The organism is Lysobacter sp. GQ73, from assembly GCF_059758755.1.
Genome location: NZ_JCAXEE010000002.1, coordinates 1031485 through 1055309, shown reverse-complemented (window position 1 = coordinate 1055309; position 23825 = coordinate 1031485). Strand labels below are relative to the sequence as shown.

The 23825-nt window shown below is 68.7% G+C and carries 22 protein-coding genes; 11 read left to right on the top strand and 11 right to left on the bottom strand.

The window, feature by feature from the left end; translation table 11 throughout:
- Positions 1-364 precede the first annotated feature (364 nt).
- A complete protein-coding gene (locus AC6CH2_RS09375; RefSeq protein WP_498268994.1) occupies positions 365-1003 on the bottom strand; it encodes a glutathione S-transferase family protein in 639 nt (212 codons plus the stop codon).
- Positions 1004-1373: 370 nt separating this feature from the next.
- Here AC6CH2_RS09375 and AC6CH2_RS09370 point away from each other — a divergent pair, with 370 nt between their 5' ends.
- Positions 1374-2459: a sensor histidine kinase gene (locus AC6CH2_RS09370; protein ID WP_498268993.1), complete on the top strand. Its 1086-nt coding sequence runs from the start codon at positions 1374-1376 to the stop codon at positions 2457-2459.
- 76 nt (positions 2460-2535) lie between these two features.
- Here AC6CH2_RS09370 and AC6CH2_RS09365 read toward each other — a convergent pair whose 3' ends face one another.
- The 3 genes from AC6CH2_RS09365 to AC6CH2_RS09355 form a co-directional block, all read right to left on the bottom strand.
- Positions 2536-3996: a sigma-54 dependent transcriptional regulator gene (locus tag AC6CH2_RS09365; RefSeq protein WP_498268992.1), complete on the bottom strand. Its 1461-nt coding sequence runs from the start codon at positions 3994-3996 to the stop codon at positions 2536-2538.
- A gap of 257 nt (positions 3997-4253) precedes the next feature.
- Entirely contained in the window at positions 4254-5306 is a 1053-nt protein-coding gene (locus tag AC6CH2_RS09360; protein ID WP_498268991.1) for a class 1 fructose-bisphosphatase, read from the bottom strand.
- A 94-nt stretch (positions 5307-5400) separates the two neighbouring features.
- Positions 5401-5907, bottom strand: coding sequence for a hypothetical protein (locus AC6CH2_RS09355; RefSeq protein WP_498268990.1), 507 nt, complete (start codon positions 5905-5907; stop codon positions 5401-5403).
- A 252-nt stretch (positions 5908-6159) separates the two neighbouring features.
- On the opposite strand from AC6CH2_RS09355, the gene AC6CH2_RS09350 reads away from it, so the two are divergent.
- Together AC6CH2_RS09350 and dinB are read left to right on the top strand one after the other, a co-directional pair.
- Positions 6160-6597 carry a hypothetical protein gene (locus AC6CH2_RS09350; RefSeq protein ID WP_498268989.1) on the top strand — a complete coding sequence of 146 codons (438 nt, stop codon included), beginning with the start codon at positions 6160-6162 and terminating at the stop codon, positions 6595-6597.
- Between the two features lie 55 nt (positions 6598-6652).
- A complete protein-coding gene (gene dinB / locus AC6CH2_RS09345) occupies positions 6653-7795 on the top strand; it encodes a DNA polymerase IV (RefSeq protein WP_435395790.1) in 1143 nt (380 codons plus the stop codon).
- 14 nt (positions 7796-7809) lie between these two features.
- On the opposite strand, the gene AC6CH2_RS09340 is transcribed toward dinB, so the two are convergent.
- On the bottom strand, positions 7810-8346 hold the full coding sequence (locus AC6CH2_RS09340; protein ID WP_498268988.1) for a GNAT family N-acetyltransferase: 537 nt from the start codon (positions 8344-8346) through the stop codon (positions 7810-7812).
- A 294-nt stretch (positions 8347-8640) separates the two neighbouring features.
- Between AC6CH2_RS09340 and AC6CH2_RS09335 the strand changes: the two genes are divergently transcribed.
- The 5 genes from AC6CH2_RS09335 (at position 8641) to AC6CH2_RS09315 (ending at position 13646) form a co-directional block, all read left to right on the top strand.
- Positions 8641-9306, top strand: a complete 666-nt coding sequence (locus AC6CH2_RS09335) for a response regulator (RefSeq protein WP_498268987.1) — start codon at positions 8641-8643, stop codon at positions 9304-9306.
- Positions 9303-10763, top strand: a complete 1461-nt coding sequence (locus AC6CH2_RS09330) for an ATP-binding protein (RefSeq protein ID WP_498268986.1) — start codon at positions 9303-9305, stop codon at positions 10761-10763. The genes AC6CH2_RS09335 and AC6CH2_RS09330 overlap by 4 nt, the downstream gene beginning before the upstream one ends.
- Before the next feature lie 252 nt (positions 10764-11015).
- The gene (locus AC6CH2_RS09325; protein WP_498268985.1) at positions 11016-11615 is read left to right on the top strand and encodes a hypothetical protein; all 600 of its coding nucleotides are present in this window, start codon (positions 11016-11018) and stop codon (positions 11613-11615) included.
- A 23-nt stretch (positions 11616-11638) separates the two neighbouring features.
- A complete protein-coding gene (locus tag AC6CH2_RS09320) occupies positions 11639-12877 on the top strand; it encodes an NIPSNAP family protein (RefSeq protein ID WP_498268984.1) in 1239 nt (412 codons plus the stop codon).
- A 70-nt stretch (positions 12878-12947) separates the two neighbouring features.
- On the top strand, positions 12948-13646 hold the full coding sequence (locus tag AC6CH2_RS09315) for a helix-turn-helix transcriptional regulator (protein ID WP_498268983.1): 699 nt from the start codon (positions 12948-12950) through the stop codon (positions 13644-13646).
- 68 nt (positions 13647-13714) lie between these two features.
- Here AC6CH2_RS09315 and sigJ read toward each other — a convergent pair whose 3' ends face one another.
- The 4 genes from sigJ to AC6CH2_RS09295 form a co-directional block, all read right to left on the bottom strand.
- Positions 13715-14602, bottom strand: coding sequence for an RNA polymerase sigma factor SigJ (gene sigJ, locus AC6CH2_RS09310; RefSeq protein ID WP_498268982.1), 888 nt, complete (start codon positions 14600-14602; stop codon positions 13715-13717).
- Between the two features lie 138 nt (positions 14603-14740).
- Complete coding sequence (locus AC6CH2_RS09305) at positions 14741-15172, bottom strand: carboxymuconolactone decarboxylase family protein (RefSeq protein ID WP_498268981.1); 432 nt, start codon at positions 15170-15172, stop codon at positions 14741-14743.
- Between the two features lie 1253 nt (positions 15173-16425).
- Positions 16426-17817, bottom strand: coding sequence for an alpha/beta hydrolase family protein (locus AC6CH2_RS09300; protein WP_498268980.1), 1392 nt, complete (start codon positions 17815-17817; stop codon positions 16426-16428).
- Between the two features lie 151 nt (positions 17818-17968).
- On the bottom strand, positions 17969-18676 hold the full coding sequence (locus tag AC6CH2_RS09295) for a hypothetical protein (RefSeq protein WP_498268979.1): 708 nt from the start codon (positions 18674-18676) through the stop codon (positions 17969-17971).
- Positions 18677-18836: 160 nt separating this feature from the next.
- Between AC6CH2_RS09295 and AC6CH2_RS09290 the strand changes: the two genes are divergently transcribed.
- Entirely contained in the window at positions 18837-19943 is a 1107-nt protein-coding gene (locus tag AC6CH2_RS09290; protein WP_498269113.1) for a sensor histidine kinase, read from the top strand.
- Positions 19940-20575: a response regulator gene (locus tag AC6CH2_RS09285; RefSeq protein WP_498268978.1), complete on the top strand. Its 636-nt coding sequence runs from the start codon at positions 19940-19942 to the stop codon at positions 20573-20575. The genes AC6CH2_RS09290 and AC6CH2_RS09285 overlap by 4 nt, the downstream gene beginning before the upstream one ends.
- 1112 nt (positions 20576-21687) lie before the next feature.
- On the opposite strand, the gene phhA is transcribed toward AC6CH2_RS09285, so the two are convergent.
- Positions 21688-22581: a phenylalanine 4-monooxygenase gene (phhA, locus tag AC6CH2_RS09280; protein ID WP_498268977.1), complete on the bottom strand. Its 894-nt coding sequence runs from the start codon at positions 22579-22581 to the stop codon at positions 21688-21690.
- A 148-nt stretch (positions 22582-22729) separates the two neighbouring features.
- On the opposite strand from phhA, the gene AC6CH2_RS09275 reads away from it, so the two are divergent.
- Positions 22730-23200: an Lrp/AsnC family transcriptional regulator gene (locus AC6CH2_RS09275; protein ID WP_498269112.1), complete on the top strand. Its 471-nt coding sequence runs from the start codon at positions 22730-22732 to the stop codon at positions 23198-23200.
- Here the strand turns inward: AC6CH2_RS09275 and AC6CH2_RS09270 are convergent.
- Positions 23163-23744: a cytochrome c oxidase assembly factor Coa1 family protein gene (locus AC6CH2_RS09270; RefSeq protein WP_498268976.1), complete on the bottom strand. Its 582-nt coding sequence runs from the start codon at positions 23742-23744 to the stop codon at positions 23163-23165. The two genes, AC6CH2_RS09275 and AC6CH2_RS09270, sit on opposite strands and share 38 nt — an antisense overlap.
- Positions 23745-23825 lie beyond the last annotated feature (81 nt).

Sequence of the window (23825 nt, the reverse complement as noted above, 5' to 3'; positions counted from 1 at the left end):
CGATGTGCTTGTTTACACGGTTTCGCCGAGAGCCCGCCGGCCGCCGGATCAGGCCGTGCATGGGTCTATCGCAGTGCGCGCGCCGCCGGTTCGCCGCCGCGGTAACCCGGGCGCACCGCTTTCGCCGGATCGCTTCGGTGCAACGGCAATGGAACGGAAAATAATAATATAATTCAATAACTTACCGGGTTTGTCGCGACTCTCGCGCGGCTCCGTATGTCACGCCGGCGCCGAGTTCCATCTCGAATGCCCAGTCCGGTGTCGTCGGTTCGACGGCGCTCGCGTCGGGGCGGAGGTGGGAGGCCTCCGTCCCGATTTTTCGAAGACGCCTAACCACAGTAGCCAGCCTCGATCGGCACCGCTTTCAGCCTGCCGCCACCGGCGGGTGTTCGCTCGGCCAGGGATCGGCCCAGGCTGGCAGGCGCATCAGCTCGTCGAGCCAGCGCCGGATGTGGGCGTAGGGTTCGAACGGCATCTGCGACTCGCGCCAGTAAGCCGCCATCGAGGCGAGCTGGAAGTCGGCGATGGTCAGCCGGCCGCAGGCGATGTAGCGGCGATCGGCGAGATGCGCATCGAGCACGCGAGCGAATTTCGCCAGGCGCGCGGCCTCGCCCTGCAACGACTCGGTGTCCGGCGGGCCGAAGCCGAAGGTGCTCTTGACCACATGTTCGAAGTAGAACGGCGACACCGCCTCGGCCCAGTGGCAGTCGTTCCACGACAGCCAGCGCAACACCTCGACCTGTTCGTCGGGGCAGTGCGCCGGCCACATGTCCGAGCCTTGCTTGATGCACAGGTAGGCCATGATCGCCGAGGACTCCCACAGCACGCGTTCGCCGTCGACCAGAGTCGGCGCCTTGCAGTTGGGATTGAGCGCGGCATAGTCGGCGGCCTTGAGTTCGCCGGCCATCAGGTCCTTTTCGATCAACTCGGCGTCGATGCCGAGGTGCTTGACCAGCGCCAGGACCCGCCGTGGCGCCTGGGCCCTGATCCAATAGATCCTCATACCGGTGCTCCGTCGCTTGGGGTGGTATCCATCCGACGAACGGCGAGGCGGCGAATCGACACGGCCGGGCTGGCGCTGTCGGCGCAAAACGCGTGCGAAGCGGCGGTCGGAGCCGGTGCCGCCGACTTAGTATCGATTGTAGTTGGTTGATTTTAAAGAGTATTTTAATCGATGCGTGGTGGGCGGCAAATATCGCCGCAGGGCGCGGCCTGGCGATGCTCCGGCCAACCCGAGGCCGCAGGCGATTGCGACCTCCCGCGGGCCGGCCGCCACCCCAACGGACCGAACGAGGGCCGCGTATCGTGTCGGGATGATGCATGAGTTCCTCACATCGAACCGCGCCGAGCTCATAGCCCGGTGCCGGGTCAAGGTGGCCCGGCGCGCGCCGCCGGGCGTGCCGGAAGTGGAGCTGGAACACGGCATCACCGTATTCCTGGAGCAGCTCATCAAGACCCTGCGGGTGGAACAGACTTCCGAGCCTGCGCGCAGCCGCAAGGTGTCGGGGCCCACCGGCGGAGGCCAGCCCGCGTTGTCGGAGATCGGCGAAACCGCGGCGCTGCACGGCAAGGAGTTGCTGGCTCACGGTTTCAGCATCGATGAGGTCGTCCACGATTACGGCGACCTGTGCCAGGCCATCACCGACCTGGCGGTGGAACGCGGCGTGCAAATCGACATCGACGAGTTCAGGACGCTCAATCGTTGCCTCGACAATGCGATCGCCAACGCGGTGACCGAATTCGGCTATCAACACGATTTCGCCCTCGCCGGCCAGCAGGTCGACGCCCTGAACGAAAAGCTGGGCTTCTTCGCTCACGAGCTTCGCAACCACCTGTGCACCGCGACGCTGGCGCTGTCGATCATCAAGGAAGGCAACGTCGGCCTGGGCGGCGCCACCGGCGGCGTGCTCGATCGCGCCCTGGTGAGCCTGGGCAACCTGATCGACCGATCGCTGGCCGAGGTCCGCATGACCGCGGGGATGCCGGTGCATCAGCATCTGTTCTCGCTGTCGGATTTCATCGCCGAGATCAAATTGTCGGCCTCGCTCGAAGCGCAGGTGAGAAATTGCAGCCTGGCCGTATCGAACGTCGACCCGATGCTGGCGGTCGATGCCGACCGCGATCTGCTGCTGTCGGCGGTGGGCAATCTGCTGCAGAACGCGTTCAAGTTCTCCCATCCCGGCAGCGAGATCGTCCTCAACGCCTATGCCGCGGCCGATCGCATCCTGATCGATGTCGAGGATCGTTGCGGCGGCCTGCCGCCGGGCGATGCGGAAGCCTTGTTCCAGCCGTTCTCCCAGGCCGGCGCGGACACCAGCGGATTGGGTCTGGGGTTGTCGATCGCCCGCCGCAGCATCCTGGCCAACAACGGCGATCTGAGCGTCCGCAACCTTCCCGGTTCGGGCTGCGTGTTCACCATCGACCTGCCGCGCCGTTCGCTGGAAGAAGCCAAGCGCTAGGCGCGCAGGCGGCGGCCTGGAGGTCCGATGCGCCGGTGCCGGCGGGCCGGATGCGTTGCGGCCATGCGCAGCGCGCTCAGGCGGTCTGCGTTTCCTCGGAGGCGTCGTCTTCGCTGCTGCGCATGCCGAGTTTCTGCATCAGCCGGTAAAGCGTCACCCGCGACACACCGAGTTCGCGCGCCGACTCGCCGAGACGGCGGCGGTTGCGGTGCAGCGCGCGTTCGATCGCTTCGCGGGTCGCGGTGTCGCGCGCTTCTTCCAGGGTCATCGGCGGTGCGTCGCCGACCGGACCGATGCGCAGGTCGGCGGCGGTGATGTAGCGGCCTTCGGCCATCACCGCCGCCTGACGCACTCGGTTGATCAGCTCGCGCACGTTGCCGGGCCAGGCGTGGCGGTGCATCGCATGGCGCGCGCACGGCGAAAAACCTTTCAGGCCGCGGCTGTTTTCCTGCGCATACCGTTGCAGCGCGTAGTCGGCGAGCAGGTCGATGTCGCCGCCGCGTTCGCGTAGCGGCGGCAGCTGCAGGCGCAGCACGCACAGGCGGTGATAGAGGTCGCTGCGGAAACGGCCTTCGGCGACCGCGAGCTCGAGGTCGTGGTGGGTCGCCGAGACGATGCGCACGTCGATCTTGACCGGCTCCTGGCCGCCGGGACGGTCGATGCTGCCCTGTTCGAGGAAGCGCAGCAGCGAGGTTTGGCCTTCCAGCGGCAGTTCGCCGATTTCGTCGAGGAACAAGGTGCCGCCGTGGGCCATCTCGATGCGGCCGGGCTTGCGCTGCTGCGCGCCGGCGACGCCGCCGCGTTCGTAGCCGAACAGCTCCGACTCGACCAAGTGGTGCGCAATCGCGCCGCAATTGATCGCCACGAACGGACTGCGCTGGCGGCGCGAATGGCGGTGGATCGCCATCGCCGCGAGTTCCTTGCCGGTGCCGGTCTCGCCGCAGATGAAGGCCGGCGCACCGGTCGAGGCGGCCTTCTTCAGGATCCGGCCCAGGGTGCGCATGGGTTCGCTGTCGCCGATCAGGCCGTCGACGTAGCCCGAGCCGGCATCGTCGCTGTGGCCGCAGGCCAGCGCGGCCATGCCGTAGGCGTGGCCGATCACCGTATGCAGCACGGTTTCGGGGCAGGGCAGGGTGACGTAGTCGTAACAGTAGTCGCGGATCAGCCGGCGCACGACCGGATCTTCGACCTGGTCGGCGGCGATGCCGGCGATCCAGCCGGCGTTGTGCGCGCTCAAGGCCGGACCGAGCTCGTCGAGGTCGCGCGCGTCGAAGCCTTCGCGCAGGTCGATCAATACCGCATGCGGCAGACGCAGGTCGGCGTACAGCATGCGCATCGCGGCGCGCGCGTCGACCGCGCGGCGCAGGGTCCAGCCCAGGGTCTGCAGCGCGGTCAGGGCGTGCATGCGCCCGGCGCCGCCGGGACTCAGGTAAAGCAGCTCGCGGCCGGCGAAGTCGCGCGCCGCGGCGAGTTTGCGCGAGGCCACGCCGCCGGCCGCGTAGCGACCTCCCACGTCGCGCCGAGTACTGTTCGACATCGCTGTTCCCCGTGGGCGCAAGGCGCCGACACACTGCAAGTGTTACTACCAACGCACACTCGAAGCAAAGCCGGTCATCGGGCGACCGCTATCGGCGGCGATGCGCGTTTAGGCACCGCCGCGATCGATTCATCCCTGGGGTTCATCGACGACGCGCGCGGGGGACGGCCGATGTCCCCCCGGCGAACGGTGGCGCGGCGACACCCTGCCGAAGCCGGCAGGGCACGCCTGTTCAGCTGTGAACCTCAGGCCCTGGCTCAGGCCTGTTCAGCGTCGTGCTCGCGGTGGTAGCGCACCGCGGTCTCGACTTCGGCCTTGCTGCCGAGGAACACCGGCACGCGCATGTGCAGGCCGGTCGGCTGCACTTCGAGCATGCGCTGGCGGCCGGTGCTGGCGGCGCCGCCGGCCTGTTCGACCAGGAAGCTCATCGGGTTGGCCTCGTACATCAGGCGCAGCTTGCCGCCCTTGTCGGCGCACTTGGCGTCGAGCGGATAGCTGAAGATGCCGCCGCGGGTCAGGATGCGGTGCACGTCGGCGACCATCGAGGCGACCCAGCGCATGTTGAAGTCCTTGCCGCGCGGGCCTTCCTTGCCGGCCAGCAGATCGGCCACGTAGGCCTGCATCGGCGGCTGCCAGTGGCGCTGGTTCGACATGTTGACCGCGAACTCCTTGGTTTCCTCGGGAATGGTCATGTTGCGCGTGGTCATCACGAAGCTGCCGACTTCGCGGTCGAGGGTAAAGGCGTGGGTGCCGTTGCCGATGGTCAGCACCAGCATCGTGCTCGGGCCATAGGTCGTGTAGCCGGCGCAGACCTGTTCGGTGCCGGGCTGGAGGAAGTCCTTGTCGGCGGCCTGGGTCACCCCGTCGGGGCAGCGCAGCACCGAGAAGATCGTGCCGACCGAAATGTTGACGTCGATGTTGGACGAGCCGTCGAGGGGATCGAACAGCAGCAGGTAGTTGCCGCGCGGGTAGACGTCGGGGATCGGGTGCGAGGTGTCCATCTCCTCCGAGGCCAGGCCGGCGAGGTGGCCGCCCCAGGCATTGGCTTCGAGCAGAATCTCGTTGCTGAGCACGTCGAGCTTCTTCTGCGCCTCGCCCTGAATGTTCATGCGGGCCTCGCCGGGGTTGCCGGCTTCGCCGAGTACCCCGCCGAGCGCACCCTTGCCGACCGCGATCGAGATGGTCTTGCAGGCGCGGGCGACGACTTCGATCAGCAGGCGCAGGTCGGGGTTGATCCGCCCGGCGCGTTGTTCTTCGATCAGGTAGCGGGTCAGGGAGATGGAGCTGGGCACGGGGGAGGTGGCGGACATGGCGGAGGGCGGTGGCAGGCAAGGGGCGCCATTGTCGCCGATGCCGCGCGCGCGGCGCAGTCGGGCCGGCGCCGCGCGGCCGATCCGGCCCCGGTCAGTCGGCGCGCAGTCCGTCCGGGCGCAGGTTGTCGGCCTCGCGGCGCAGGTGGCGTTCGGTCACCCCGAAGGTCTGGGCGACCTCGCGCTGGCTGCGCCCGGCGCGCACCGCGGCGCGGATGCCGACCCGGCGCAGGCCGACGAACACGCCCCAGGCCGAAGGGATCTCGATGGTGCCGGCGGCGCTGGCGCGGTCGAGCAGGCGCCGATGGGTGAGCGGGTCCAGGGCCACGCCGAGCCGGGTCGAGCACGCGTTGCGGCTGCGCGAGAGGTACAGCCGGCGCCCGCCGTGGCGGCGCACCAGCCGCAGCATGGCGTCGAAGCCTTCGAGCGCGGCGATCTCGGCCGCGACCCAGGGCAGCGACGACAGCACCTCGATCCGGTGCTCTTCGCAGAAGCGGCACAAGGCCTCGAACTCGGCCGATTCCGGTTCCGGCAGGCCGGCGAAGCAGGGATGCGAATCGACGGCCGCTTCCTCGGCGTGTGTGCGTAGAGAGATAGTCATGTCCGCCAGAACGCGGCCGGCGCGCGGCCGTGAAGCGGCGAGGGCGGTGCGCAGGGCGATCCGCGACGCAGGCGGCGTTTGCGCGCCGGATCCGACGCGATGCCGAAGCCTTTGCGATGCCATAGCCCTCGCGATGCCGGAACCGACGCGATGCCGCGCTGCGGACCGCGTCCGCATATCGCGCCGCGGCCGGGGCCGCTAGAAGGAACGCTGGCGCGGCATCCGCTGCGTCTCACCCACAGGAGACTTCAGATGCCTTATCAGATCACTCGTTGCCGCACGCCGCTCGACATCGGCGAATGCCAGTGGGCCAGCGCGCAGGCGATTCTGCCGGTCAACGGCCAGCCCGTGCCGACGGTGCAGTTCGGCAACTTCACTTCCTGCATCGGCATCGTCGCCAGCAATGTCGATGCCACCGAGATCATCGGCATCCATCTGGTGATGGTGAACGACCAGGACCAGCAGTTCACCGCCGCCGACGTGCCCACCGTAACCGCGTTGCTGGCCGGCTTCCCGGAGAATCAATCCATCGTCGGCCAGATCGCGCTATGGCAGGACAATGTTCCCGACGCTTTCGCCGCGTTGGTCGACGCGCTGCCGAACGCCGGGCAATCCGATCAGGGCGACGGCACCTACGGCGCCGGCCTCAACAGCGTCGACCAGCTGGAAGTGTTGTTCCAGCCGCTCTGACCGTCGCGGCGATCCGCCCGATCCGGCGCAAGCGGGCAGGCGACGAGGCGCTACCATGGCGCGTTCGTCCGCCTGCCCCGGTGCCGTGTCCGAAACCGCGCCCAGCCGCAAAGTCCTGCACGTCGACATGGACGCGTTCTACGCGTCGGTCGAGCAGCGCGATGCGCCGGAGCTGCGCGGCCAGCCGGTGGTGGTGGCCTGGCGCGGCGCGCGTTCGGTGGTGTGCGCGGCCAGTTACGAGGCGCGCAAGTTCGGCGTGCGTTCGGCGATGCCGGCGGTGCGCGCCGAGCGCCTGTGCCCGCACGCGGTGTTCGTGCCGCCGGACTTCGCGCGCTACAAGGCGGTCTCGCGCCAGGTGCGCGAGATCTTCGCCCGCCACACCGACCTGATCGAACCCTTGTCGCTCGACGAGGCCTATCTCGACGTCACCACCACCAAGACCGGCCTGCCCTCGGCCACTGCGACCGCCGAGGCGATCCGCACGGCGATCCGCGAAGAGACCCGGCTGACCGCATCGGCCGGAGTGGCGTCGAACAAGTTCCTGGCCAAGATCGCCTCGGACTGGCGCAAGCCCGATGGGCTGTTCGTGATCCGCCCGCACCAGGTCGAGGCCTTTCTGGCGCCGCTGCCGGTCGGGCGCCTGCCCGGGGTCGGCAAGGTCATGGAGGCCAAGCTCGCCGAACTCGGCGTCGGCGTGGTCGCCGATCTGCGCGCGCTCGGCGCGCTCGCACTGGAGCAGCGTTTCGGCCGCTGGGGACGGCGCCTGCACGAACTCTCGCTCGGCATCGACCACAACGCGGTCGAACCGGAGCGGCCGACCCTGCAGGTGTCTTCGGAGGACACCTTCGAGCGCGACCTGCCGCTGGAGCAGGTCGAGGCCGACATCCGCCGGCTGGCGGCCAAGACCTGGGCCGGCTATCGACGCGAACTGCAGCGCAGCCCGGGGCGGGTCGCCCGCACCGTGGTGCTGAAGCTCAAGACCGCCGACTTCCGCATCCTCACCCGCAGCCTGACCGCGGCGCATCCGCCGGCCGACGAGACCGAGCTGGCCGACATCGCCTGCGCGCTGCGCGCGCGGGTCGAGCTGCCGGCGCAGACCCTGTTCCGGTTGGTCGGCGTCGGCCTGTCGGGTTTCGCCGAAGACGAGGACGGCGCCGTCCAGTCGGACCTGTTCGAACGCTCACCGGACCGCGACTGAGCGGAACCTCGCGCTCAGGCCGCGGCGGTCTCGCTGTCCATCCGCACCACGTAGCGCATCGCGTCCATGCGCAGTGCGCGCACCGGGGCATCGGCCTCGCGCGCGGCCTCGCTCCACAGCGGCGACTGGCACTGCAGGTTGAGGCAACCGAACCGGCGCGCCGCGTCGAGCGCCTGGCGGAACAGCTCGGCCTCGATGCCGCGGCCCCGCCACGGCGCGCGCAGGTAAGGGTCGTCGAGCTGCAGGCAATAGGCGCGTTCGAGCATCGAGAAGCCGGCGGTGGCGCTGGCGTAGCCGACGTGCAGGCCGTCGACCTCGGCGATCCAGGCCCAGGCGCCGAACGGCGGCTCGAACAGCACTTCCATCAGCTCCAGCGCATCGTTGCGCGGCGGGCCGTAGGGCCGGCGTTCCAGGGCGAGCTGCTCGGCGTGTTCGTTGCACAGCTCGATCAGCACGGCGGCGTCTTCGCGCACTACCGGGCGGACCACCAGGCCGGCCAGGGTCCGGGGCGCGGGGGCGGTCGGGTCGGGAGCGGCAGGCTGGGGTTTCATGGGCGGCGGGTTCCGGGAGGGGGAGGGAAAGGAGGCGTCAGGGAGCGGGGCGTCGGCGCTGCGCAGGGTTCGCGGCCGCGACGCGAGTGCGTCGATCGGCACCGGCGGCGGGGGTAGCATCGTCGGCGGCGATGCGCGCGGAGCGCCGCTGCGGGCGGCGAAGAACGGCGGGGCGGGCATGGCGAGGCTCCTGACCGGAATGCAGCGCATCCTGCGCGCCTGCTTTTAAGAAGTTTTTAATCGTGCCGGCGCACTGTGCGGCTGGCGATGCGACAAGGTGACGCAAGGCGAGGCATGAACATCCTGCTGGTGGAAGACGACGCGATGCTCGCCGAGGCGGTGCGCGCGGGCCTGATGCACGACGGTTGGCGGGTCGACTGGGTCGCCGATGCGCCCTTGGCGAAGACCGCCCTGGTCGATCACGACTTCGATGCGGTCCTGCTCGATCTCGGCCTGCCCGGCGGCAGCGGCCTGGGCGTGCTGGCGACCCTGCGCGGCCGCTACGACGCGACCCCGGTGCTGATCGTGACCGCGCGCGACAAGCTCAGCGAACGCATCGCCGGGCTCGATGCCGGCGCCGACGACTACATCGTCAAGCCGTTCCAGCTCGACGAGTTGTGCGCGCGCCTGCGCGCGGTGATGCGGCGCAGCCAGGGCCGGGTCTCGCCGGTGCTGAGCTGCGGCACGGTGGTGCTCGACCCGGCGCGGCGCCTGGTCAGTCGCGACGGCGAACCGGTCGCGCTGAGCGGGCACGAGTTCCGCACCCTGATGCTGCTGCTCGAACGCCAGGGCCGGGTGGTCACTCGCGAGCAACTCGAGGAAGCCGTGTACGGCAGCTCCGGCACCATCGAAAGCAACACCATCGCGGTGTACGTGCACCAGCTGCGGCGCAAGCTCGGCGAACACCTGATCGTGACCGTGCACGGCTACGGCTATCGCGTCGGCGCGGGGGCGGCATGAGCGCGCCCGCACCCGCGAAGCCTGCGGCTGCCGCGTCCGCGGTTGCTGCGCCCGCGGCTGTCGCCGACAAGCGTTGCCGCGGCACCCGCTCGCTGCGCTGGCGCCTGACCTTCGTCCTGATCAAGAGCGTGCTGCTGGCCTGGTTCGTATGGATGGGCTGCCAGATCTGGCAGCTCGGCCGCGAGCACACCGGTTTTCTCGACAACTCGCTGCGCGAGATCGCCGAGCAGGTGCTGGCGTCGATGCCGGAGGGATTGGAGCGGCTGCCCTCGCGCGACCCGAAGCGGGTCACCGTGCCGGTCGAGGCCGATCGCAAGATGAGCTTCCAGGTGTGGGCGCAGGGCCGCAACGTGGTGTATTCGGCGGCCGCGCCGCTGGAGCCGTTGAAGCCCGACTTCCGCGACGGCTTCGCCCGCCGCGAGATCCACGGCGAGCGCTGGCAGGTCTACAGCCTCACCGACCCCCTGCGCGGCCTGGTGGTGCAGGTCGGCCGCACCAAGCAGATGGCGATCCAGGAACTGCAGGGCTGGATTCTCGGCAGCCTGCTCGCCGCGGCCTTGATCCTGGTGGTGTTCGGGTTGGCGATGTGGATGGTGATCGGCCGTTCGCTGCGGCCGCTGACGACCTTGCGCGACACCCTGCGCGAGCGCCCGCCGCTAGATCTCACGCCGCTGCCCAGCGCCGAGTTGCCGAACGAGTTCCGGCCGCTGGTCGACGCCTTCAACAGCCAGCTCGAACGCGTCGACACCGCGGTCCAGCACGAGCGCCGGTTCATCGCCGACGCCGCCCACGAATTGCGTACGCCGCTGGCGGTGCTCAGCACCCATGCCGAGCTGGCCCTGCGCGCCGACACCCTGGAAGAAAAGAACGCCGCCTTGCTGCGCTTGCGCGCCGGCGTGCAACGCAGCGCGCGCCTGTCCGAGCAGTTGCTCGACCTGGCCCGGCTCGATGCCGGCGAAGAATCGGTGCGGCTGGCGCCGCTGGATCTGTCCGACTTGATCGTGCTGGTGATCCGCGACTTCGAGACGCTCGCCCGCGAACGCCGCCAGCGCATCACCCTGCGCGCCGAACCGACCCGCTTGCTCGGCGACGTCGACCAGCTCGGCATCCTGCTGCGCAACCTGATCGACAACGCGGTACGCCATGCCGGCGCCGACGGTACCGTCGCGGTTTCCTGCCATGCCGAAGGCGACGGTGCGGTCGCGCTGTGCGTCGCCGACAACGGCCCCGGCGTCGCGGTCGACGACTGCCAACGCATCTTCGACCGCTTCTACCGCGCGCCCGGCAGCCCGGACGGCGGCAGCGGCATCGGCCTGTCGTTGGTCGCCCGCATCGCCCAGACCCATGGCGCCCGCATCGAATGCGGCGAAGGCCTGGAGCGCGGCGCCGACGACCCGCGCGGCCCAGGCCGCGGATTCGAAGTGCGGGTGCTGTTCCCGGTGGCGCCGGCGGCTTGAGCTCCGGTTGAGGCCGGGACTCGGAGCGACGGCGGCGAGGGCGACGACAGCGACGACAGCGGCAAATCTCCCCTGGCCCCTTTCGTCGAAGAGCGGGAGGGGGCGCCTTGCCTTGCTTTCTCCATTGCCCGTGCTTTCGCTTTCGCCCTCCCGCTGCGCCCTGCTGACAGCAGGCTGGCAGCAGCCCCCGCGCACAGTGGCGGCGTGCGATCGGCACGGCCTGGCCCGACGCGGCCACGGGGGAAGCGCGAGATGGACCGGCAACGACGATTGATCCTGCAGGTGGGGGCGAGCGCGCAGCTCGCAGCGATGAGCTCGGTCCTGCAGGCGGCGCCGTTCGCCGCGACCGCGGCGGCCCCGGCCGGCGGCGGCCCGACCGCGCCCGATCGCGACGGCCGCCACGATTTCGACTTCTATCACGGTCGTTGGCAGGTCAAGAACCGCCGCCTGGCCAAGCGCCTGGCCGGCAGCGACGACTGGATCGAATTCGACGCCACCGACGAATGCCGGCCGGTGCTCGGCGGTCTCGGCAGCGTCGACCGCTACCTCACTGCCTGGGGCGGCGGCATCGAAGGCTTCGCCCTGCGCCTGTATCAACCGGCGACGAAGCTGTGGCAGGTGTACTGGGCCAGCGATCGCGACGGCGTGCTCGAAGCGCCGCTCAGCGGCGGCTTCCGCGACGGCATCGGCGTGTTCCACGGGCTGGAAGCGCACGAAGGCCGGATGCTGCCTTCGCGCGCGACCTGGTCGGAGATCACCGCCGACAGCGTGCGCTGGGAGCAGGCCTTGTCGGCGGACGGCGGCCGCAGCTGGGAAACCAACTGGATCATGTGGATGACGCGGCGGGCCTGAGCCCGCATGCGAGGAGCGACGCGATGAACGACACCACTGCGGCCGACGGCCGCCACGATTTCGATTTCCTGCACGGCCGTTGGCAGGTGCACAACGAACGCCTGCGCCAGCGCCTGGTCGGGTCCGAAGACTGGGAGATCTTCCCGGCCGTCCAGACCTGCGCACCGGTGCTCGGCGGGCTGGGCAATGTCGATGCCTTCGTCTCCGACTGGGGCCGCCCCGGCGCCGAGGACGGCTTCCAGGGCATGACTTTGCGCCTGTTCAACCTCGAGCGCCGGCAATGGAGCATCTATTGGGCCGGCAGCCACGACGGCGTGCTCGAGCCGCCGGTGGTCGGCGGCTACGACAACGGGGTCGGCGTATTCCACGGCGAACTCGAACACGAGGGCCGGCCGGTGCCGGCCAAGTTCGTATGGAACGCCATCAGCGCCAACACCGCGCACTGGCAGCAGGAATTCTCGCCCGACGGCGGCGTCAGCTGGGAAACCAACTGGCATATGTGGATGCACCGCAGCGACGAACACGGCCGCCTGCTGCACGAGGATGCGGTGATCGAACTGCGCCAGTACCGCATGCAGCCGGGCCGCCGCGACGAACTGATCGATCTGTTCGAGCGCGAATTCATCGAGCCGCAGGAAGCGGTGGGGATGCACGTGATCGCGCAGTTCCGCGACCTCGACCATGCCGATCGCTACACCTGGGTGCGCGGGTTTCCCAATCACGCCTTGCGCGCGGCCTCGCTCGACGCCTTCTACGGCGGACCGATCTGGAAGCGGCACCGCGAGGCCGCCAACGCGACCCTGCTCGACAACGACGACGTGCTGATGCTGAGGCCGGCGCGGCCGGGTTCGGGCTTCGCGGCCGCGCCGAGCGCGCGCGCGTCGGTCGGCAGCGCCGCGAGCGGCGAGGGCGTGGTCGCGATCGGGATCTGCGAGCTGAACGCGCCGGCCGAGGACGGTTTCGCCGAGTTGTTCGAGCAGCGTTTCGCGCCCTTGCTCGGCGCCGGCGCCGAACTGCTGGCGACCTATGCGACCGATCCGTCGCCGAACGGCTACCCGCGCCTGCCGGTGCGCGAGCGCGAGGCGGTGCTGGTCTGGTTCGCCCGGTATCCCGACGAAGCCGCGCAGCGTGCCCACTTCGCCGCCCTGGACGGCGACCCGCGTTGGCGCGCGCTGCTGGCCGACGCCATGCTCGGCGACCTCAAGCAGGCGCCGCAGCTGCTGCGCCTGGCGCCGACCGCGCGTTCGGAACTGCGGGCATGAATATCGGCGGTCGCGGTCCGGATCCCATGCGGCCGCTTGAGCCCGGCGCGGCGGCGCGGGATCATGCCGGATGCGCCGCGCCGACCGCCTGTTCCTGCTGATCCATGCCCTGCGCGGACGCCGCCATGCGATCACCGCCCAGCAGCTGGCGCAGACCCTGGAGGTGTCGCTGCGCACGGTCTACCGCGACGTCGCCGACCTGCAGCGCTCCGGCGTGCCGATCGAGGGCGAGGCCGGAGTCGGCTATCTGCTGCGCAAGGGCGCGGACATCCCCCCGCTGATGTTCAATCCCGACGAGCTCGAAGCCCTGGTGGTCGGCACGCGGTTCGTGCGCGCCTTCGGCGGCGAGCGTCTGGGCCGCGGCGCGATCGCGGCCCTGCTCAAGATCGAAGCGGTGCTGCCGCCGGAATTGCGCGCGCGCAGCGCCCGCACCCGCATCTTCGCCCCACAGCTCGACAACCGCATCGAAGCCAGCGGCCTGATCGACGCCCTGCACGGCGCGGTGCTCGAACAACGCGTGCTGCGCCTGGTCTATCGCGATGGCGAAGCGCGTGCGAGCGCGCGCGACATCGAACCGCTGTGCCTGTCGTTCTGGGGCGGCAGCTGGACCCTGGGCGCCTGGTGTCGCCTGCGCACCGACTTCCGCAGCTTCCGGCCCGACCGCATCGTCGAGTACGCCGCCACCGGCGAGAGCTTCGTCGACACCCGCGAGCGCGGCCTCGACGCCTACCTGCGCTCGGTGGGGGCGGCGGCGACGGACTCGGGATAAGGGGGCAAGCGAACGGTTTCACTCTCCGAGTCGCGAGTCCCAAGCCCGAATCCCAAGCCCCGAACCACTCAACGAATCCTCACCGCCTCCAGCCGCGCCAACTTGTCCGGGTTGCGCATGATGAAGATGTCGCGCAAGCGGTCGTTCTCGTCGTAGCCGAAACTCACCGCGGCCTCGATGCGGCCGTCGCGTTCGAGGATCACGCCGCGCGAGCCGTTGAGGTCGACGAAGGTCCAGTGATCGTTGCGGCAGGCCGGGTGCAGCACGCTTTCGATGAAACCCAGCACCGCGTCGCGGCCATGCAGGGCCTCGGCGACGGCGGTGACCTTGCCGCCGCCGTCGGCGTGCAGGGCGATCTGCTCGGACAGCAGGGCGGCCAGCGGCGCGGTGCGGCCCTCGGTCAATGCGGTCTCGAACGCGGCCAAGAGCTGGTCCTGTTGCTCGGCCGGGGTGACGTGGCGGACCTTTTCCTGTTCGACGTTGGCGCGCGCGCGCTGGACCAGCTTGCGGCAGGCGGCCTCCTCGATTTCCAGGGTGCGGGCGACGTCGGCGTAGGACTGCTCGAAGATCTCGTGCAGCAGATACGCTGCGCGCTCCTTCGGGGTCAGCCGTTCGAGCAGCAGCAGGAACGCGGTCGACAGCGACGAGGCCAGCGACAGCTGCTCGTCGGGACGCTCGGCCGCGGCGGTCTGGATCGGTTCGGGCAGCCAGGAGCCGACGTAGTCGACACGGGTGCGGTGGGCCGAGCGCAGCAGGTCGATGCAGCGGCGCGTGCAGGCGGTGGTCAGCCAGGCGCCCGGGTTGTCGATCGCGCCGCGATCGGTCGCCTGCCACTTCAGAAAGGTGTCCTGGACCGCGTCTTCGGCGTCGGCGCGCGAGCCGAGGATGCGGTAAGCCAGGCCGATCAGCATCGGCACCGATTGCGCGAACAGTTGGGAGTCTTCGGAAGCGTTCATGGCTCGGTTCTAAGCGCGGGCGGTGCGCGCTCGCGTCGTGGGATGTTGGGCTGGCGAGTATGTAGGGCGCGCGGCCCTCACCCAACTCCTCTCCCGCACTCGAGAGAGGAGCTCAGAGCAGCGGACCGCAGCGACCGCTCAGTGCCTGGATACCTGCAGCCGGTTCCACAGGTTGATCATCGCCACCGCCGCGCTGAGCGCGCCGATCAGCTGGTCGCTGTAATGCTCGCGCAGGGCCTCGCGCAGCGCGCCGTAATCGGTGCGCTCGTCCAGCGTGGTCAGCGCCTCGGTCCAGGCCAGGGCGGCGCGCTCGGCGGCGCTGAAGTCGCCGACATGGCGCCACACGACCAGGCGGTCGAGGCGGTCGTTGCTCTCGCCGTCGGCGCGGGCCTCGCGCAGATGCATCTTGACGCAGAAGGCGCAGCCGTTGATTTGCGACGCGCGCAGCTTGATCAGGTGGTAGATGGGCCGCTCCAGGCCCAGGCCCGAGACAGCGGTCTCGACCTGGCCGAGCTGGGCCAGGATCTCGGGAATCTCGCGTTCGTACTTGATCGGGGCGGTATTGCTCATGGGGCGTTCTCCGGTGGGGATTGCGGGGCTTATATCGGTTCGACGATCCACCGGGCCGCCGTGTGACATCCGCGGGGCGAAAAGTTATCTGGGCCCCGCAGGACAGGCCCTGTCCGGTATCCCGACGTCATCCAGCGCGGCAGATCCCGCCACCGGGGTGTATCGATCGAGCAGGGTGTATCGATCGGGCAGCAGGCTATCTGCTCGTGGCTCTTGCTCCGCGGAGCATCGATTTCGCGAAGGCCGTAGAAGACCCGGAGGGCGACCCGCAGGGATGCGGGCCGCTTTTCATCGGGACAGGGGGTCCTGTATGTAGATCCCCGCGTCGGCATCGCTCGTGCGGGCCTTTGATTCAAAGAGAAGCCACTTCTTTGGCTATCTTTCTTTTGTTGCTGTAGACAAAAGAAGGTAACCCGTCGCTTCAGTGGCGGAAGCTTTGGGTTTGATCTTGATCTTCCACGAGGAATGCGCCGCAAGACCGCCGCAACGATGTCGCGGCTCGCGCCGCTCCCACCCTGCCAAGGCACGCCGCTTCGATGAATGACGGCGGCTTCGTTGTTTCTGCGCCTTCCTTGGTCGCGACTCACGTCGCTCCTACAGTGAGAGGTTCGCAGCGATACGCTGATGCAGCAGTCTCCAGGGTAGGAGCGACGCAAGTCGCGACCGCGCCGTCGCCGGTTGCGGCGTTTCTTGCCGCGGAGCGGTAAAGCCACATCGAGATCTGAAGCTTCCGTCCGCTGACGCGGCCGGGTTACTTTCTTTTTCTAAGCCCGAAAGTCCTTCTGGATTCCCTTCGGTGAAAGCGAACCGAAGAAAAGGGCTCTCCTTGCAAGGGCACCGGCCCACGCGATCGCTGCCGACGCAGGGATGCTCCAGACAGGCCATCCATGGCCTGCTTGCGCGCGGCCCGCCTCCCTGCGGGCCGCCCTACGGATGTTCATTCGACCGGCAAAGCCGCGAAGCGGAAGGCAGGGCAACGGCTGAAGACAACTGCAAGTGCGTCGCGACCGAGAACGATCGGCCCCGCCTTCGCGGGGATGATGCTTGCAAGGGGCACGGGAAACCTACCTCTCCTCGTTCCCGCGTAGACGGGAATCTGGGGCTCTACCGCGACATGACTTCGAAGTCTTTGCTACCGGCCAGGACGCGTGACGCCCTGACCGTCGCGGGGATGACGCTCTGAGAGGTCGGGCCGTGAAAGGTTTTGACGACCACCGCCGCCATTGCGCAGCAACAGTCTCCCCACTTCTTCCTCACTTCGCCTCGGCCAGTACCTTCGCCCGGCCGTAAGGCTGGCCATCGAGCTTGCCGCGCTTGATCCAGTCCAGTTGCATCGCGAAGTAACCTTCGGCGACACGGGTGTGCCGGCGTTCGCCCTTGGCATCGATTTCGAAATCGAGCATGCCATGGTCCGACTGCGGGAACAGCACGGTGGTGATGGGTCGGCCTTCCCCGGCCAGGCCGACCAGGCGCTTTTGGGTTTCGTCCGACGGCGCTTCGAGGTCGGAGCCGCCCAGTATCCACAACTGCGGCACCGGCAGGCTGCGCAGCACCGGCATCGGGTCGTAGTCCCAGCTTAGGTCGACGTCCTGCTTGGCCAACTCGGCCAGCACCTCGGCCCGGGTGCTGTTGATCACCAGGCCGGTGTACTCGCCCTTGAGCGCCTTCCACCATGGCTGCGCCGCGTACTTGGCGCGCAGCGCGTCGAGTTCCTGCCAGCCGCGCTGGCCGTCGCTGGAGGCGATCAGGCCGGTGGCATCGGAGACTTCGCGCGCCTTGGCCAGGGTCGGCGCATCGCCGAAGCCGGCCGCGCGCAGGTCCATCGCGACCTGGTCGCGGTCTTCGGCCAGCACGCCGTCGGCGAGGCCGAAACCGACCACGACGAACTCGGCTTGCGGCTCCTTGCTCGCCGCCAGCGGCGCGACCCAGCCGCCCTGGCTGCCGCCGTGGAAGCCGGTGCGGCCGGCGCGCGGTCCGGCCAGGCGCTTGGCCTCGCGCAACGCCGCCGCGGCATCATCGGAAAGTTGGTAGAAGTTCTGGTTGTACTTGCCGGTCGAACCGCCGGTGCCGCGCTTGTCGTAGACGAACACGCCGATCCCGTGGGCCGGGAACAGGTTCTGCAGGTGATACAGGTCGACGCCGGAGTAGTTCTCCGAGCCGTGCACCAGCACCACCAGCGGCACCGGGCCCTCGCCGGGCGGCAGCACCAGGCGGCCGCGCAGGTCGACGCCGTTGCCCTGGAACCGGGTTTCGGTAACGTCGAACTTCAGTTTGCGACCGTCATGGCCGTCATAACGGATGCGGCCGTCGGCGCAATCGCCGAACGACACCGTCACGCCGTCGGCCCGGTCGGTCCAGCCGAGGGTGCTGGTCCAGGCGCCGTCCTTGAGCGTCAGCTTGCCGGTGCGGCCGTCGAGCAGGCGCCAGCGCAGCACACCGGCGGCGCTGGTGCGGGCGACATCGACCACGCGATCGTCGTCGAGGCGATAGGCGCCGGTGTGGCATTGCGCCTGCGTCGAGGCCGGGTCGGCGGCGGGCTTGGCGGCCTGCTCGGCGGCTTGCACCGCGGGTTCGGCGGCGAGAGCGCCGCCGCTCACCAACAATGCGATCGGCAGGGCGTGGCGGTACAGGGCGGATCGGTTCATGAGCGTCGCCGTTTCGGTGAAGAGTGATGCTGAGATGCGCCGTTCGTCCTGCAGGTTGCAAGCCGCCGGGCTCAATTCGGCCGGATCCGGCTCAACCGTCGCCACTTTCTTTTACCCGTGCGTTGTGATCGGTGGCCCCGCGGGCGATGCGTCATGCGCTGGCGCGGACCGCGTTCGTCGGCGCTGCGACGGGCTTCCAGCGCCGGTCGAACCACAGCTTGGCGCCAACGGCTACGATCAGCGGGCCGAACCAGGCCGCGTAATGCAGGGCCGCGCCGTCGATCGCCGGCAGCAGGCGCGGCAAGCCGATGCCGAGCAAGGCGACATGGGTGGCGATGCCGTTGCCGAGCATCGCGGTGTAGTGCTCGATCAGCCACCAGCGCGGCCGCTGGGCCAACCGGTCGCGGCGCCAGCGCTTGTGCAGCAGGTCGGCGCCGACGAACAAGCCGATGCTGGAGAACCCGCTTAGCAGCGGTGCGCCGACCTTGAGGCCGAGCGCGAGGATGGCGGCGCCCGACAGCAACGACAACACGGCCAGGGCGACGTAGACCGGGCCCGTGTAGCGCACCACGTCGCGCTTGTCGCGCACCGCCCGCCAGCTGGTCCACACGCCGGTGGCGGTGATCACCAACAGGTAGCCGAGGAAAGCCGCGGTCACCGGATGGCCGTCCTGCCACTGGTGCCAGGCCATCGGCACGGCGGTGACGAGGATGCCGGTCATCGCGAGCAGGAAGGCCTGGCCGGCGCGCCGGTGCAGCGGGCTGCCCTTGCGGGCCAGGCCCGCGCTCCAGAAGCCGGCCAGCGCCACGCAGCCGATCGCGATGTGCAGGTATTTGATCCATTCGTAAGCCGATGCCATGGCGGCGTCTCCTCGGGTCCGGCGCGGTTACCGGGTGGGGCCATGGTGGTCGCGCGCGGTCGCGGCGACAGGGCCCGACAGTCAGGACTTCACCCTGCCGGAAGTCACTTTCTGCGCCGCGGCCATTGCCACCGCCGGCGCCCACGCGCAGCATCCCGGCATGCCCGCCGCCCTGCGCGTGATCTTCCAAGCCATCAACCTGCCTGCCGTGCTGACCTGGCTGGCGGTGGCGCTGTCGTTGCGCCACGACGGTGCCCGCGACCAGCTCGCGCAATGGGCGGCGATGATCGGTTTTCTGCTGAGTTTTCTCGCCAGCGATCTGGTGCCGCCGTCGCGGCCGCGCTGGACGCTGGCGCTGTTCGCGGTCGAAACGGTGTGCGCGCTTGCGGTGTGCTGGCTGGCGCCGAAGGGCGGCACTTCGCCGGCGCTGCTGGTGGTGCTGATCGCCCACCTCGCCCTGGTCTACCCGCCGCGGCCGGTGTTGATCCTGGCCCTGCTGTTGAACTTGGCGCTGTACCTGATCATGCGCGCCGCCGGGCACAGCGCGCCTTTGGTGGTGACGCTGATTTTTGCCGGCTTCGAAAGTTTCGCGGCGATGGTCGCCCATTACGCGCGCAGCGCCGAACACACTCGCGACCAGCTCGCCCTGGTCAATGCCGACCTGCTCGCTACCCGCGCGTTGCTCGCCGACAGCGCGCGCGACGCCGAGCGCCTGCGCGTGGCGCGCGAGCTGCACGACGTCGCCGGGCACAAACTCACCGCGATGACGTTGAACCTGCGCGCGCTCGCCGCCGATCCCGCCCTCGGCCAACGCGACGAGGTGCAGTTGGCGCAGCGGCTGGCCGGCGAATTGCTCGGCGACATCCGCGACGTGGTGCAGGCGCTGCGCGATTCGCGCGGCCTCGACCTCGCCACCGCCCTGCGCGCGCTCGCCGCGCCGATGCCGCGGCCGGCCCTGGAGCTCGACATCGACGAGCGCATCCACCTGACCGACCCGGCGCTCGCCGAGACCTTGCTGCGCCTGGTCCAGGAGGCGCTGACCAACAGCGCCCGCCACGCCGATGCCGAGCGGGTGCGCGTCTCGATCCATCGCGACGGCGATCATCTGCAGATCCGGGTCGAAGACGACGGCCGCCTGCGCGGCGCATTGCGCGAAGGCAACGGTCTGGCCGGCATGCGCGAGCGCATCGCCGCGGCCGGTGGCAGCCTGAGTTTCGCCCGCAACGAGCGCGGCGCGATGCGGATCGAGGCGAGGTTGCCGGGATGAGCGAACCCCTGCGCATCGGGCTCGCCGACGACCAGATGCTGGTGCGCGCCGGCCTGCGCGCCCTGCTCGAACGCCTGGGTATGCGCATCGCTTTCGAGGCCGACGACGGCCAGGCCTTGCTCGACCGTCTCGCCGACACCCCGGTCGACGTGATCCTCAGCGACATCCGCATGCCCGGCGTCGACGGCATCGACGCCTTGCTGCGCCTGCGCGCGCGCGGCGACCGCACCCCGGTGTTGCTGCTGACCACCTTCGACGACAGCGAACTGCTGCTGCGCGCGACCGAAGCCGGCGCGCAGGGGTTCCTGCTCAAGGACGCGGCCCCGGAAGACCTGCGCGAGGCGATCGTGCGCGTCGCCGCCGGCGAAGTCCTGTTGCAGCCGGTCAGCACCGAACCGGTCCGTGCGCGTTACCGCTACCACGCCGACGACGCCCCGCGCGCCTTGTTCACCGAGCGTGAAGTGTCGGTATTGCGGCTGATGGCCGGCGGTTACTCCAACAAGGAGATCGCCCGCGCGATGTTTCTGGCCGAGGGCACGGTCAAGAACTACGTCTCGGTGATCCTGGAAAAGCTCGACACCCGCGACCGCACCCGCGCGGTGCTGAAGGCGATCACCTTGCGGGTGATTTGAGGGGCGGGAATAGCTTCGGCTGCCCCCTGTAGGAGCGACGTGAGTCGCGACCGCGAAACACGCAGAAACGACGAGGCCGTCGGCGTTCGCAGAAGCGGCGTGCCTTCGCCAGGGTAGGAGCGGCGCAAGCCGCGACCACGCTGCTGCGGTCTCGCGGCGTCTCTTTCAATTAAAGATCAGGATCAGGATCAGGATCAGGGTCAGGGTCAGGGTCAAACCCAAAGCTTCCGCCACTAAAGCGGCGGGTTACTTTCTTTTGTCTAAAGCAACAAAAGAAAGGTAATCAAAGAAAGGTGCTTTCTTTGAATCAAGGGCCCGTGTGTTCGATGCCGACGCGGTGATTTTTCATACGGGACCTCCCTGTCCCGATGAAAAACGGCCCGCATCCCTGCGGGCCGCCCTCCGGGTCTTCTTTAGCCTTCGCTAGTGCGCGGCGTAAAGCCTAAATGAAAGCAATAGCCGCAGTCACAGCCTTGGCCGACGGATACGCGTGCGACGTAGCGGTCGTTGTAGAAGCGACGCGAGTCGCGACCGCGACCTCGCACTATCGCGTCGATGCCGGCCGTAGCTCGTCAGGGTAGGAGCGGCGCAAGCCGCGACCGCGAATTTTCGGCCGGCGACGCAGGCGATCGGAGTTGCGCGGTCGCGGCTTGCGCCGCTCCTACTCGAGAGTAGCGACGATCGTTGCCGTTGCGATCGCCCTGTTTTGATTTGCTTTGCCGGTCAAGTGAAAACCCGTAGGGCGGCCCGCAGGGAGGCGGGCCGTGCGCAGGCAGACCATGGATGGCCTGTCTGGAGCATCTCTGCGCCGGCTTCGATCGTGCGGGCCTTTGACTAAAACAAAAGCACTTTTCTTTGGTTACCTTTCTTTTGTTGCTTCAGACAAAAGAAAGTAACCCGCCGCTTTAGTGGCGGAAGCTTTGGGATTGATCTTGATCTTCGTCTTCAACGAGTAATGCGTCGCGAGACCGTCGCAGCGATGCCGCGGCTTGCGCCACCCCTACCCTGCGACATTCCACGGCGTGATCCGGCAACGGCGATGCGGTGTCCATCCGTCCGGTATAACTGCATCCGCATCCGTCCTGCCCGATGGCGAAAGGTCGCCGCGGCGCTCAGACGTCCCCATCCGTCAGCCAACCCTCGCCGGTGCCGCGATGGAACACGGTATCGGTGGCGAGAACGTCGCCGGCCGGGACCGAGTCCTGGATGGCGAGGCGGTCGTAGATCGGGGTGAAGTCCGGTTCGGTCGCACGCATCAGCTGTTCGAAGCTGTCGATGACGAAATAGGTCTTCTGATAGGTGTCGATGCGGTAGCGGGTGCGCATGATCCGCTCCAGGTCGAAGCCGATCCGGTTCGGGGCATCCGATTCCAGGCAGTGGATCGATTCGCTCTTCGACGAGACGATGCCGCTGCCGTAGATGCGCAAGCCGTCGGCCTGTTTGATCAGGCCGAATTCCACGGTGTACCAATACAGACGGGTCAAGTGGACCAACGCCTCGGGGTTGATCCCGTGGGCTTTGACGCCGCCGCGGCCGTAGGCCTCCATGTAGTCGGCGAACACCGGGTTCATCAGCAGCGGCACATGGCCGAACAGGTCGTGGAACAGATCCGGCTCGGCGAGGTAGTCGATCTGCTCGGGCTTGCGGATCCACCAGGTCACCGGGAAACGGCGGTTGGCGAGGTGGTCGAAGAAGGTCAGTTCCGGCAGCAGGCCTTCGACGCCGATCAGCTCCCAGCCGGTATGCGCGCGCAGCACGCGGTTGAGATCGTCGAACTTCGGAATCTGGTGCGGGCTCATGTGCATGGCCCGCTGCGCGGTCAGGAACTCGTCGCTGGCCCGGCCGACCAACACCTGCTGCTGGCGCTCGAACAACTGCGCCCACACCGCATGGTCCTGGCTTGAATACGACGCCCACGGCTGCTCGATCACGGCGGTCGTATAGACCGGCACGTAGCCCTTGTCGGTGAGCTGGTGTTCGACGCGCTGTGGGGTGGCGGGGGTCATGGCCGTGGGGCTCCTGGAACGTCCCGGACAGTTGGGGACCAGACGACTTTAACCGCGCTTCGGCGCAATAGGCTTGCGTTATTGCGCGTGGATGGCCGATTGGCGCAATATTATTGCGTCATGACCGCCATGGGCGCTGAATGTGGCCATCGTAGAACTCGACCGTACCGACATCGTCCTGCTCGCCGAACTGCAGCGCGACGGCCGCCTGACCAATGCCGAGCTGGCCGAACGCGTGCATCTGTCGGCCTCGGCCTGCCTGCGCCGGGTCCAGCGGCTGGAGCGCGAAGGGGTGATCTCCGGATACCGCGCCGAGGTCGACCCGGAACGCCTCGGCCTGGGCCTGCAGGCCTTCGTGCGGGTGCGCCTGGGCCGCCACGACAGCGAGGCGGTCGCCGCCTTCGCCGAGTTCGTCGAAACCTGGGACGAGGTGGTGGCCTGTTACGCGCTGACCGGCGACATGGACTATCTGCTGCAGATCGTCGTGCGCGACCTCGAGCATCTGTCGCGCTTCCTGCTCGACCGGCTGCTCAACCAGGCCGGCGGCGCCGACATCAATTCCAGCCTGGTGCTGCGTACGGTCAAGTCCTTCCGCGGCCTGCCGCTGCCGCCGCGCTGACCCGTCCGGCGTTGTCGCCGGGCGCGGCTTCGGGTTCGGCGCCGGGATCGCCCTGAGGTTCGCTGCGCGGCGGCTCGGTTGGCTTGGCGGGTGTGGCCGGCTCGCGCGGCGCCGCTTGCCCGTCGAGCAGATCGATGCGTTGGCCGCTGCCCTTGATCGCCACTTCCAGCAATGAATAGGTCCAGCGGTCGGCCTCGCGTTCGCCCTTGATGTAGAGGGTCGCCTCGCCCTTGGGACCGGTCAGCGGCACCGACAGGTCGGCTCGGCCGTTCGCGTTCTCGGTGGTGAGCGTGCCCTGGATCATGCTGCCGGTGCGCAGCGGCGTGCCGAGCGCGGCCACGACTTCGGCGTTGCCCTCGGCCAGGACGACGGCATGCCGATACGGTTCGCTGGCTTTCATCACGCCCGACAGGCCCTTGATGCCCAGGCCGATGACGCCGACCAGCAGCAGCCCGGCGAGCAGGACCAGGGTCAGGCAACCGCTCGGCACCGCCCACTTCCAGTTGCGGCTCCACCAGCCCGGGTTCGGACGATCGTCGTTCATGGGGCGCTCCGCGGAATCGATTGGCGGTCAGTGTCGCCGCGGATCGCATCGCTGACCAGCGACGCCGCTGGCCCGCGAGGT